Origin of the sequence: Flavobacterium album (assembly GCF_003096035.1) — a bacterium.
Classification (GTDB): Bacteria; Bacteroidota; Bacteroidia; order Flavobacteriales; family Flavobacteriaceae; genus Flavobacterium; species Flavobacterium album.
The window spans coordinates 3,679,563-3,691,799 of the sequence record NZ_CP029186.1; the positions used below are offsets into that span (position 1 = coordinate 3,679,563).

Annotated in this window: 10 protein-coding genes; 1 reads left to right on the plus strand and 9 read right to left on the minus strand. The window is 45.8% G+C overall.

Annotated features, from left to right (window positions below; all coding sequences use genetic code 11):
• Window positions 1-55 precede the first annotated feature (55 nt).
• Window positions 56-1,663 (plus strand): class I SAM-dependent methyltransferase, encoded by a 1,608-nt coding sequence (locus tag HYN59_RS16500; protein WP_108779333.1) that lies wholly within the window; start codon window positions 56-58, stop codon window positions 1,661-1,663.
• A gap of 137 nt (window positions 1,664-1,800) precedes the next feature.
• On the opposite strand, the gene HYN59_RS16505 is transcribed toward HYN59_RS16500, so the two are convergent.
• The 9 genes from HYN59_RS16505 to HYN59_RS16545 form a co-directional block, all read right to left on the minus strand.
• Window positions 1,801-2,808 carry an LLM class flavin-dependent oxidoreductase gene (locus HYN59_RS16505; protein WP_108779334.1) on the minus strand — a complete coding sequence of 336 codons (1,008 nt, stop codon included), beginning with the start codon at window positions 2,806-2,808 and terminating at the stop codon, window positions 1,801-1,803.
• An 18-nt stretch (window positions 2,809-2,826) separates the two neighbouring features.
• The gene (locus tag HYN59_RS16510) at window positions 2,827-3,333 is read right to left on the minus strand and encodes a peptide-methionine (S)-S-oxide reductase (protein ID WP_108779335.1); all 507 of its coding nucleotides are present in this window, start codon (window positions 3,331-3,333) and stop codon (window positions 2,827-2,829) included.
• The gene (locus HYN59_RS16515; protein ID WP_108779336.1) at window positions 3,326-4,321 is read right to left on the minus strand and encodes a bifunctional methionine sulfoxide reductase B/A protein; all 996 of its coding nucleotides are present in this window, start codon (window positions 4,319-4,321) and stop codon (window positions 3,326-3,328) included. Before HYN59_RS16515 ends, HYN59_RS16510 begins: the two co-directional genes overlap by 8 nt.
• Before the next feature lie 171 nt (window positions 4,322-4,492).
• Window positions 4,493-6,199: a hypothetical protein gene (locus HYN59_RS16520; RefSeq protein ID WP_108779337.1), complete on the minus strand. Its 1,707-nt coding sequence runs from the start codon at window positions 6,197-6,199 to the stop codon at window positions 4,493-4,495.
• Window positions 6,189-8,594 (minus strand): hypothetical protein, encoded by a 2,406-nt coding sequence (locus HYN59_RS16525; RefSeq protein ID WP_108779338.1) that lies wholly within the window; start codon window positions 8,592-8,594, stop codon window positions 6,189-6,191. The genes HYN59_RS16520 and HYN59_RS16525 overlap by 11 nt, the downstream gene beginning before the upstream one ends.
• Window positions 8,584-9,330 carry a hypothetical protein gene (locus HYN59_RS16530; protein WP_108779339.1) on the minus strand — a complete coding sequence of 249 codons (747 nt, stop codon included), beginning with the start codon at window positions 9,328-9,330 and terminating at the stop codon, window positions 8,584-8,586. The genes HYN59_RS16525 and HYN59_RS16530 overlap by 11 nt, the downstream gene beginning before the upstream one ends.
• Window positions 9,303-10,433, minus strand: a complete 1,131-nt coding sequence (locus HYN59_RS16535; RefSeq protein WP_108779340.1) for an AAA family ATPase — start codon at window positions 10,431-10,433, stop codon at window positions 9,303-9,305. Before HYN59_RS16535 ends, HYN59_RS16530 begins: the two co-directional genes overlap by 28 nt.
• Before the next feature lie 43 nt (window positions 10,434-10,476).
• A complete protein-coding gene (locus tag HYN59_RS16540; protein WP_108779341.1) occupies window positions 10,477-11,106 on the minus strand; it encodes a hypothetical protein in 630 nt (209 codons plus the stop codon).
• Between the two features lie 125 nt (window positions 11,107-11,231).
• Window positions 11,232-12,230, minus strand: a complete 999-nt coding sequence (locus HYN59_RS16545; RefSeq protein WP_108779342.1) for a polysaccharide deacetylase family protein — start codon at window positions 12,228-12,230, stop codon at window positions 11,232-11,234.
• Window positions 12,231-12,237: the final 7 nt, after the last annotated feature.

Here is a 12,237-nt window from a genome sequence, read left to right on the forward strand (position 1 = left end):
ATACCAACGTGGTTTAAAAAAAATACTATTTTTGGAATAACTTCAATCTTTTACTATGGCCGATAAATCCCAACTAAGAAGTTCTATTTTCAGGCATCTTGATGGCCTTGCTGTGGCACCGGTAGCAATTGCCCTCAGGAAAAAAGGAGTTTTAGAATTCATACTTGACAAAAAGCAGGCACAATTAGCAGACCTTACAGCTGTTTTTAAAGCTAATGAAGGCTACCTGAATGTAGGCCTGAGGATACTGGCTTCACAGGGATTTTTAGGTTACGAAGTGAATAACGCCACACAGGAGATCACGGTTTCAGTAAATGAAAAGACACCGATAGCCTTTCCGCTGTTCTATCTTTATGAAGATGTCGTGGACCTGCTTCAATTCTCAACACAGTTCCATCCAAGGCTTTTTGAGGATGCGCCGTTCGAAAAGCTAAACCTCATCTTTGAGAAATATAAGAAGAATTACGGGATAGAATTTTCCGAAGACAACTTTGTTAAGGATATACAGAACCAGATATTAAAACATATTGAGGGCTACCTCATCGGGCCCACAATTGTACGCCTGGCAATGAACGGAATGTTCCATAAATATTTTATGGAGACCTCTTTCAGGCCCGAAGAATTCCATAAGTCTCCTGAGAACTTTAAAAAGATACTCGACTTCTTTGTACACCTCGGGTGGTTTCTTGAGAAAAACGGCAACTACCAATTTACAGAAACCGGCCTGTTCTATGCCAAAAGAGCCAGCGCTTATGGCGTTACCGTTTCATATCTGCCGACATTTGCCCGGATCGAGGAACTGATTTTTGGTGACCCGTCTGTTTTACGGTTGGTGGCTGACGGGGAGAATGAGATCCACGTTGACCGCGAAATGAATGTTTGGGGAAGCGGGGGCGCGCACGATACTTACTTTAAAGTGGTAGATGAGATCATTGTCAGGCTCTTTAACCTGCCGATCGAAGAACAGCCTAAAGGCATCCTGGATATGGGCTGTGGCAACGGCGCTTTCCTGCAGCATATTTTTGAAGTGATCGACAGGCAGACTTTACGTGGTAAAATGCTGGATGATTATCCGCTGTTCCTTGTTGGAGCAGATTATAACCAGGCAGCCCTGAAAGTCACAAGGGCTAACCTCATAAAGGCTGATATCTGGGCCAAGGTTATCTGGGGCGATATAGGCCGCCCGGATTTGCTTTCGGACGACTTGCGGGAAAATTATAATATCGACCTGAAAGACCTGCTTAACGTGCGCACTTTCCTTGACCACAACCGGATATGGGAAGACCCGAAACATATTAAGGAAGGCAGGGTAAGCAAGTCTACCGGGGCATTTGCCTACCGGGGCAGAAGGATCAGCAACAACATGGTAGAAGATAACCTGCTGGAGCATTTGCAAAAATGGTCGCCGTATGTACGCAAGTTCGGCCTCCTGCTAATCGAATTGCATACCATAAACCCGAAACTTACTGCTGACAACATTGGGAAAACCCCAGCAACGGCTTATGATGCCACACACGGTTTTTCCGACCAGTATATTGTTGAGATAGATGTCTTCAATAGTGTTGCTGCAGAAGCCGGATTATTCCCGGACCCTGCCATATTCAGGAGGTTCCCGGATGCGGATATAGCAACGGTAAGCATCAATCTATTGAAAGGAAATTGATCTTTATATAATAAAAAGAAATGTCTCAAAAATATTTGTCATTCTGACGAAGGAAGAATCTCATATCTATAAAAACCTGAGATTCTTCACTTCATTACATTTCGTTCAGAATGACACTTTTGAGACAGTTTTATATATCATAATTCCTTCATAATTTCAGACAGTATCCTATACGATTTTACCCTGTCCTGATGGTTATGCATATTGCTTACTACCATCACTTCATCTACGCCTGTATCGTCCAGGAATTTTTTCAGCTGTTTGGCTACCGCTTCTTTCCTGCCGACAAACGAATATTTCAGCATTTCGCGAACCGCCGGGTTATGCTGTATCATCATCAGTTCATCGGTCATTTCCATGGGTGGCTGCAACGGCTGTCGTTTTCCTGTCAGTATCCCCAGGAACATCCGGATTACTGAGGTGAAATTCCTCTCTGCCTCGTCATCGGTATCGGCTGCAATAACATTGATACCAGCAATAGTATAAGGTTTATCAAGGTATTGGGAAGGCTGGAATTCCCTGCGATAAATGTCCAATGCCTCGAGCAGCAGCCCTGTAGCAAAGTGGCTGGCAAAAGCATACGGAAGCCCCATTTTTGCGGCAAGATGGGCACTGTCCAGGCTTGAGCCAAGGATGTATATTGGCACGTTAATGCCCTCAGCAACTACCGCCCGCACCTGCTCCCATTCATTTTCTTCCGAAAAATACGTTTGTATCTGCTGTATCTCCCCGGGAAAATTGTTCACTGCCTGCATCCTGTCACTGCGTATGGCATGTGCCGTAATCTGGTCGGTTCCCGGCGCCCTTCCCAATCCCAGGTCGATGCGGTTGGGGTACAGCCTGCCCAGCGTGCCGAATTGCTCTGCCACAATAAGGGGCGAATGGTTGGGCAGCATGATACCTCCGGACCCTACCTTTATCTTTGTGGTATGCCCTGCTATGTTGCCAATAAGCACCGAAGTAGCCACACTGGCAACATGCACCATATTGTGGTGCTCTGCCAGCCAAAACCGGGTATATCCCATCTCTTCCGCCTTTTGGGCAAGCTCGGCGCTGTTTTTAAGTGTCTGCTCTATTGTAACTCCTTCTGACACAATGGCAAGTTCCAGTACGGAGTAAGCTATTTTCTTTTTTGTTGTTTCCATAATTATATTCCGCCTTACTTATGTAAGGTGCTGTAGCTTATCGTGATCCGCTGCATTCAAGAACCGTTCCATGATAAGCTTCAGTTTTGGGTTAATGTAAAGTTCGCAAAAAGGTTTTGTCGGATCGCTGAAATAGTAGTCCAGCAGCTCCTGCCTGCTCCGGGTAAAGGACACAAAAGGAAGTACCCGGGTGATCAAAGGCTTATCGAATTCAGGCTGCAAAGCCCTGATAATATCAAGTGCCTGCCGCCTGTCCCCTTCATTAAAAGTATAAACCGCCGACCTGTATTTATCCCTCATCGGGTGCATCGAGGTACTGCTGTGGGTATATAGATGGATGGCAATAAGCGTTTCGAAAGGCATTATATCATCTTCATAAGTGACAATTACGCCTTCTGAAAGTGATGAATTTTCGCCATCTGAGGCAATCCATCCCTGCTCAACCGACACGATTCCTTTCAATGAAGAAAAAACCGCTTCGGTACACCAATGGCACCCACCTCCAAAACCCGCCTGCTTACTCATCCGCTTTTACTTTCTGCGTATCTTTCAGCTTGCTTTTAAAAAGCTCCTTAAACTTCTTCAGCTTAGGGTCGATAACCGCCTGGCAATAGCCCTGCTCTGCGTTGTTAGCATAATAATCCTGGTGGTAAGCTTCCGCTTTATATAACTGTTCAAATGGAGCAATTTCTGTTACTATTGGGTCTCCGTAAGCGGGCTGCATCTCACCGATCACACTTTGCACAATGCCTTTCTCCTTTTCATTCCTGTAAAAGATAACACTGCGGTATTGTGTCCCGGCATCGGCGCCCTGCCTGTTAAGCGTTGTAGGATTGTGCGTACTGAGATGTATCCGCAGCAGATCGGCATACGATATCTCATCAGGATCATAGGTAACCTCGATTACTTCGGCGTGGCCTGTCATACCGCTGCAAACTTCCCTGTAGGTAGGGTTATCAATGTTGCCGCCGCTGTACCCGCTTTCCACACGGCTAACGCCTTTAAGCAAAGTAAACACTGCCTCAGTACACCAGAAACAACCGCCGCCAAACGTTGCTTTCCTTTCATTGCTTTCTACTTTTTTCAGGGCTACGGCATTCATACAATACCTCAGCCCGCCTGGTTTAGGCCCGTCAGGAAAAACATGTCCCAGGTGGGCATCGCAGGTATTGCATACCGTTTCTACGCGCACCATACCATGGCTCACATCTTTATTATACGCAATAGCATTCTCTGTTACCGGCTGCGTAAAGGAAGGCCATCCGGTACCGCTTTCAAATTTTTCAGCGGCATCAAAAAGCAATGTACCGCAACATACGCAGGCATACTTGCCCGGCTCGAATAAAGAGCACATTTCCGAACTGAACGAGCGCTCCGTACCCTTCAAACGTGTTATCCTGAATTGCTCGGGAGTTAAAAGCCGCTGCCACTCCTCATTGGTTTTTACAACTTTTTCAGTTGGCATAGGGTTGCCGTTATTGGCAAATTTTACAATATCAATCCACTTAAGCATACTAAATCCTTTCTTTAATGTATTTTCTATTATTACAGTTATAAAAAGCGTGCCAAAAGGATTACTTAGGAGTAATCGGCTCTTTTGTCAGGTTATTGCACCTTAGAGGCTAATAATTGATATTGTAATATGTATTAATGCATAACACATTAATTTGCAGAGTGACAGGAGTTACTCCCTTCTGTTTTTTTGTGCTTTAAATTTCATTACATCTTTGCTTAATGACGTGTCTTTAGGGTTAAAGCCCATAAGTTCGGAAGCTATGAACGGATTGGCTTCTATAGACCCGGCTATGATTTCATATGCTATTTCCCTGACAGGTACCTGCAGGGATTCATGCTTGTGGAATTCGATCTTAATAACCTGCAAAAATGCCTCCATCCTGCTGTCTTCAAGCTCATTGGCATAAAAGCGCTTTATCTCGCCGGCAAGCACATCAACGTTATCAATGTTGGCAAAATAGTTATTGAGGCAATTGTGTGCGTCGAACTTTTTGTGCCAGCCTTCCAGCAGCAATTCCTGCGCCTTTAAAGGCTGGCCCATTTTCTTCCGATAAATAAGCGATGCTTTTACAAACTGGTTATTTTTTACATAATCTTCGGCAACCATTGCATAATAGCGGCTGGCTTCGGCCTCGTTGTTCAGGGCCGCATAAAGCTCTGCAACTTTTTCAGTTTTCTCCAGTTCTTTGTAAATATCTATCGCTTTGGCATACAGCCTGCCTTTTTCAAAACATTCCGCAGCGCGCGGCTTGTCTTTGCAATACTTTAGGTAAATAGCACCAGCCTCGCCATAATATCCGCCATCTTCCAAAACCTGTGCTGCCCCGTAATTGTCCTTCAGTAATTTCAAGTACACCCCTGCAGCCTTTTGGTATTCCTTTTGGGCAATGAAATCTTCGGCCAGTTGCTCATAACGGTTTCTAAGAATAGAAAATTTGTCATGGTCAATAGTTGCAGAAAGGCCTCCGCCTGTACGCCCTGTTCTCTTATCATTTTTAAAAGCTGAATAAAGGAACCTCCCTATAAAAACAAAGAGTATAAAAGGAAAAGATGAAGATACCTTACCACTAAATACCAAGCCAAGAAGGAATACCGCCCCCAGTATGACACCAACTACATATAGCAATGTCCTAAGGTCTGATCCGGGGCTTAACATACCACTACCGGTTTTGCCAAATTTGAACCTGCCGCCCCCTCCTCCACGGGAACTGCCGATACTATCCAGGGGGATGCCCAGCTTCAGGGCTTCTTCCGGATGCTTTTCCAGGTATTTAAGCAACTTATCTATTTCCTTCTGGTTGCCCTTCATGACCTTATCGATGTTAAAAGGCAGCTTACCCGAATCCGGCTTCTCAACCTGGCCTTCTATGACCTCCGCCAGTTTTGCCTCATCGGCCTCGATACTTAAAGACCGGATAAATCGGGGTATATACACCCCTTTTGAAGGCACTGTTATTTCTGCCTCCTTAAGTTCCGGCATTGCTATAAGCGCGTCCCAATCAATTTCTTCTGTAAGCTCGATCAGCCCTGTTTCCTGATGTATGACATAAGCGGCGGCGGTAAACTCGCTGTTCCATTCTGCAGAACTCAGACCGGGGGATATGATGGTATTCTCAGGGATAAAAAGCACATTATTCACACACTGCATAAAATTGTGTTTCCCTATATCGTTAACCTTCGTTCCGCCTCTCGGCACTACAAGGCAGCCGAAAAGCTCATTAGCAGCTGAGCCGGGAAGCGCATACATGGAAATATTTTCCGGCTCCAGTCCCATCCTATAGATCTCCTTCAGCCATACACCGGCATCGGCGCCTTTAATGAGCACGGCAGACCTTGAATAACTGTTTTTATGATACGGCCTGATCTTAAGCTCCATGGTTCAGGATGGTATTAATAAAGGGTTGAAAATATTTGGCATCAAAATCATCTATTGCTATATATTCGGTCCCTTTAGTGTCGTTATAATAATCGTCGCTTCCCACAAAACAGGTATCTGTAGCCATAGCCAGCGGGACATGCAGTGTGGTAGGCATATAAATTGCCGGTATATCAGGATTGCTGCTCTTCAAAGTAAGAATGCCAAATCCGTCAGAATATACCGCACTGCCATCAGGGAAAACAAATCTTTTGCTTTTCCATTCATACACTGCCTGTACAGCAACTTCAAAAACCCTGTTACCGGTCAGGATTATACTGCCATGATACACAGAGGGATCGTTTATATTCAAACGGTGCTTATTGATCTGGAGCTGTCCCTGTTTCGTTATGCACAAAGGCATAAAATTCTGAAGTACGCTTTTATATGTAAATATGTTATTAAACCTTTCTATTTTCTTTTTAGTATCTGTAAATCGCTGCAGTATCCCATCCGGGGGCAAGGCGCGCCTCACGTCCAGCTCAGTATCCCTTACGGAAAGAAGTAAATATTCTTCTGCTGCTTCATTAAAGAGGTAAAAGCCATCATCCTCAACTATAGAATAACCGGAAACCCCGCCAATCAGCGAAACACCTTTTTTATGGTATTCCCTTGTATTAAGGTTGAGCATAGAAACATACATTGCTTTGGGATAAAATGCCGCCAGAATGTACTCCCCATACTCATTAACCTGAAGGGCATAAAGGCCATTCTGGTTTACAGAAAGGTCGTGCAGCAGCAATTCGGCGCCTTTATGCATTTTAAAATAGTGTCCTTTGTTTTCCGGCAGGGTTACACTAATCCTGAAAAAAGTACCGGCATTGGTCAACAGAAAGAATTCATCATCCCGAAGGGCAAATACCGCCAGGTGACTTTTAGGCGGAGGCACGAGAATGGGATAATTTATTTCGGGGACTGTACTGTCCCTTCCTGTAGTATGTTTCGACGGTGGTGATTTTTTTCCCGCAGGCTTTTTAGCCCATAGCTCTTCCAGCGGCAGCCAGATGTGCTGTATGAGTTTCCTGCTGCGGTTCTGTACCCTATAGAAATTGAGGCTGCCCCCTGCTTCTGTGGTAATTATATACTTAACCTTATCGTAGTTATCGCTTAATGCGCGCTGCATATCTGCTGCCGCAAGGGCATCTTCGGTAGTGATAAGGAATACCTCCGAATGTTTTACATCAGTATTTTCATCCAGTATGGCGCAGAGTGCAGGGGCAGCATGGAGCTGTGACCCTAAATTATTGAGGCCATCGATAACATCCTCTACGGTTTCCGCACTTATCTCTTTGTAACCATTGCCGATGACAAATATCCTGCATTCGATATCCGTCCTGGGATGTTTGGCTATTGCAAGTGCCGATGCGAATGCCAGTATTTTTGGTATTCCCCAGTTTTTCAGGGAACAGTCTATGAGCAGCAGCCGCACAAATTTATCCGACTCCGGCGGTACCTCACGCTTTATATAAAGCGCTTCGTTATTGGCTATGCGCGACATAAAAACATCATCGTCATACGCAAACTCAGAAATGAGCAGCTTATCAAAGTCGCCCTTATTGGTAAGATCGGACACCCCGCCCAAAGGCTGGTGGCTTGGCGCGGAATGATGCAGCGGAATATTGAGTCCGCCCCAAATGCGGTGTATCAGGCTGCCTACAGGAAACGTTTTAGGCTCATCAATGAGCTGGTCTGTAAAACTGCCCGATACTTGTACAGGCTGCTGCTCTGCTATCTTTTCATCCAGCACTGGCAATTCCGGCACACCGCTTATGGCGGCCAGCAAGGCTTGGTGTGTTGGATATTTTACATTTAAATGTGCAAATACATTAATGTCTTTCTTAAGTGTCGCTTCGCTCAGGGGCAGTTTTTTTGCACATTCTACAAGCAGGTGTTTATGCTCCCTGTAATGCTGCATTATGGTTTTGGCATTCCTTTCCGAAACCCGGTTATGGCAATCTTTAAAAATGGCCTGCAGCAGCTCTTTTCGCTTATCGCCCTCCCTGAATTCCGAAGGCAGCTCACTGAGGGTAGTTAAAAAATTCCGCGCATAGCTAAACCCTCTCGGGTATACGGTTTCCCTTGTAACGCTTTTGCTGTTGTTGACGATCTCAAAAACCTTTGCGAGCGAATCTTTCCCGTTATGGTTGGTTGCTATGAGCGCCAGGAGAAACGACCCGAATGGCGGCAAACCGTCAGGCGAAAGCAGCTCAAGCGTTTCCATGACAAAACGCTCGTAGGCAATAGTGCTGCCACCCGGTATAGTAAGGGCCTCAAAAACGTTATCGGGAGAAAAAACCTCGGTTTCCCACACCCAAAAATAGTTGTCGTATGATTGGAAATACTCCTTAATATCCATTTTGCCCAATAGTGTATGTTAAACGGAATGAGCTTATGGAGAGCGGCATGAAAGCTTCTTTTTCTATAGGAATGTACGAATTGTCCTTATGCCATAGAATCATCATCGAGTTACCAGGGTCTATCTGCTGCATTAGCTTTTTGGCAAGCAATGGCAATTCAAAATCAAAACCGGCAGGCAGCAGGAAATCGTTATACATCCAGTAAGATGCGCCGGCCACGGGCAGCAATGGTGTACCCGCTATGAGCACCTCATCGTTCACGCCCACCCATTGTAACCCGGCGAGCCGCACTTTGGGCGCTGTGTTAATGTAATCTCCTGCCGCTGTTCTTTCGGCAAGCACGGCATATACCGGCTGTTCTTTTTGTGATGGTACTATCCTGATGCCGATCTTTTGGCTGATGCCAAAGTAGTTATGGTTAAATAACGGAAGTTTCACCGGAAGCGCATAGGTCAATGGCGACCACAGCAAATTGTGGGGCATTTTCCGTACCGGCAAAAGGCTGCCCTTCAAAAACAACAGCCCGTCCTTCGCATAATAGACCCTGCTGTAGGGCAAACCTTTAATAATGGCGCTTTCGGCCTGCTCCGGAGTGATATCCTTAACCCAAAGCGATCTTTCATCAAAAGCGGCCTTCAGGTTATCCCAATGCCTTATTTGCCCTAATAATTCCTTATGGGCAGCGGGTATCTCCAGCAAATGATCTGTTACAGGGTTTGCAGTATAGTTTGCCATAAGGCCTCGATCTCGCGTTGAATATATTGTTTTTGCTCGCCGTTAGCTATCCAGTCACACCTTGTCTGCAGGTACCTTAGCTTGTCTTTTATCACGTTCTTTTCTTCAAAAGAAAGCGAACTGTCCTGCCATCTTTCGGCAAGGAGCTTAACGTCCTTTATCACTTCTTCAGGGTTCGGGGCTTTATTGAACGCAGCCTGCGGATGGCTTGCCGGATTGGTATCCTTTTCAATAACCGCGTTTATTATGCTTTCCAGCACTTCTATCTGCTCTTCGGTGTCCCATATATACTTGAGCACCCACAAGTCAGAAAGTGTTGCCTCCATGCGGCCGCACATCAGTGCGCTTGCCGCAATAAGGTTCTGCAGTTTTACAGCCCTCCTGTCGGAAACTTTAATCCCGGTGTTCCTGAGGTTGTGCACCAGGTCTACATAAGGCTGGCGTATGCCCGTGAGGTCTACCTCCCTGCATGCTGCCTGGAGTTCTTTAATTTCGTCGGCATCTATGGTGGCCAGGTCGTCAGAAAGCCGGTTTTCCAGCTTCCAGCCTGCCAGCAATACTTCGTGAAGCTGATCGGGGTCTACATAATCACATTTTATACGGATCAGGAAACGATCCAGCAGGGCGTTCAGTGCCTCATCTTCGGGAAGGACATTGCTTGCCCCTACAAACATCAGGGCGGGAAGCTTCCTGGTCTCTTTACCCCTCCTGAATATCTTTTCATTGAGCGCCATCAGAAGGCTGTTGAGTATTGCTGAGTTGGCATTGAATATTTCATCAAGGAATACCATTGACGCTTCAGGCATCATACCTTCGGTGTTTGTAACCAGTTCCCCATCTTTCAGTTTCCTGATATCGAAAGGCCCGAATATTTCGTTAGGCTCGGTAAACCGGGTAAGCAGGTATTCAAAATTCCTGCCTTGCACTATCCTGTCGGATAACGCTCTTACAATAGCGCTTTTTGCCGTTCCCGGAGGCCCCAGCAAAAAGGCATTCTCCCTGGCTATAAGGCCTATTCCCAAAAGGTCTATAATTTCGTTCTTGCCTATAAAAGTGCTTTTAAGCTGCGATAAGGCGTTGTTTAATTTTTGTGCCGTAGCCATGCGTGTATATAAAGAAATGCCCTAAACAGGCGTAATTAATTAGTTATTGAAATTCGCGCCAAAAATCGTTTTTATAGTCGCCCATATTGGCCAGCAGGGCGCTTTTGATTGTAGCTTCATCTGCCCATTTGGCTGCTTTCCTTTCGGTTATCCTGTCGAGGTAAAGCTGCCTGAGGCAATCGTTATCCATGGCAGCCGCCAGATTTGCTGCGGAGGGGCCTTCATCGGTACCAATGGCAGAATAGTGGAAATCTTTGAGGTAAGCGTTTAAGATCGTTATTAACGGGTCGTTGACATCTACCTTTTCGAGTGCGTGCTTTATGGAGGGCAGGAAACGCAGGCACAGGTCTGCCGACAGCATTGCAGAAGCATCTATGCCGCCGCTGTATGGAGGCAAAAGTGACTTAAGCTCTGTTGCCTTATCCTCACGGTAGAGGAATAGTTGGGCAGCACCGTATACTGTTTTGGCAGCCCATAGTGCAGCATTTGGCGAAAATGGAGGAGCTGTAAAGGGATAATCCGTGGCCTCCCTTTCATATTCGCCCTCCAAAAACGCGATAACGTCCTGCTCTTCCCTGTAAGGTATCGGCGCCAGCCTGTTGTAGAGTATGATATGCTCTACAGTGCGCAAATGATATAAAGTTTCAAGAAAAGGCCTGTCGGGCTGGTTCATAGCAAGTACTGCCTGAATATAACAGGCCTATCCGCAAAGTTATGATAAAAAATGAAACTGCCTGTATGTGTTTTCGCCATGCTATTATTTAAATATAAAATACAAGAACTGCATTATGCTGTGCCCTACTCCTTAAACTCATCATCAACAGCCTCGCGCAAATCATACAGGAGCCATTGTTTGGCAAGAACGGCATTTTTTTGGGACCTTAATAATGCGATAAAATCTTCGACGCCAACAGGCTCATTGCCATTGCCATGAATCAGGACAATACTACCCGCCTGTGCGTGCTGCCCTTTCGCCAGCCATGCATCGCTGCCGACTGGAATAAGCCCGTAACCGGTTACGCGCCCTACGATGGCATTATCCGAAACAAGGCCCGGAAAGCGGAAGAAGACTGAAGGCAGCAACCCACGCTCCAGCATGGAGATCTCGGTGCCGAGTATTTCAAAATCAAGGTCAGTTCCCGGCTCAAGAAGGAAATTATCCTTCAGTGGTATTTTAGGGTCAAAATGGTGGTTATAGGTGTGGTTTACCCATGTAATAGTAATATCGCCTGAAGTTACAAGGCCTTTGAGCCATTGGATGTCTTCCGCATGCGTGAGCATAAACTTGCCGCTAACCGATAGCGCTACAGGTACAGGCTTTTCTATCTTTTGGAACTCTGTAATGAGCGAGGTGAAAACGATCCTGTCCAATGGCTTGTGCGAAGGGCAAAGGTCGATGGTCAGTGTTACACCATGTTCTTTTGGAAAGCCATGGATGATCCCTGCATCCTGCAAAGCAAACGACTGTTTCTTTGCAGTGAGAATGGCCTTAACGTAGGGTGTATCCTTGTATTTTGATAAAAGCTCTGACCAGTTGAGCGGGCTTGCAACTATATTTTTGGAAGGAACCATTTGTGTCTCCAGTGCTTGGGGATCGACAGCGAGATAGCTTTCAATACTGTTCCTGGTAAATTTCCTGAGAAAGATAAGGTCGCGTGTTCCGTACTTGCCGTAGCCGTAAAAAGCTTTGTAATTCCCTATCGTTTCCTGTGCGCCTGCGAGATTGCCTGTTAAAATAACGACCGCTATGATGAAAGAATGAAATATGCGTGGCATCAGCCTGTACGTGCTTTTCATATGTACA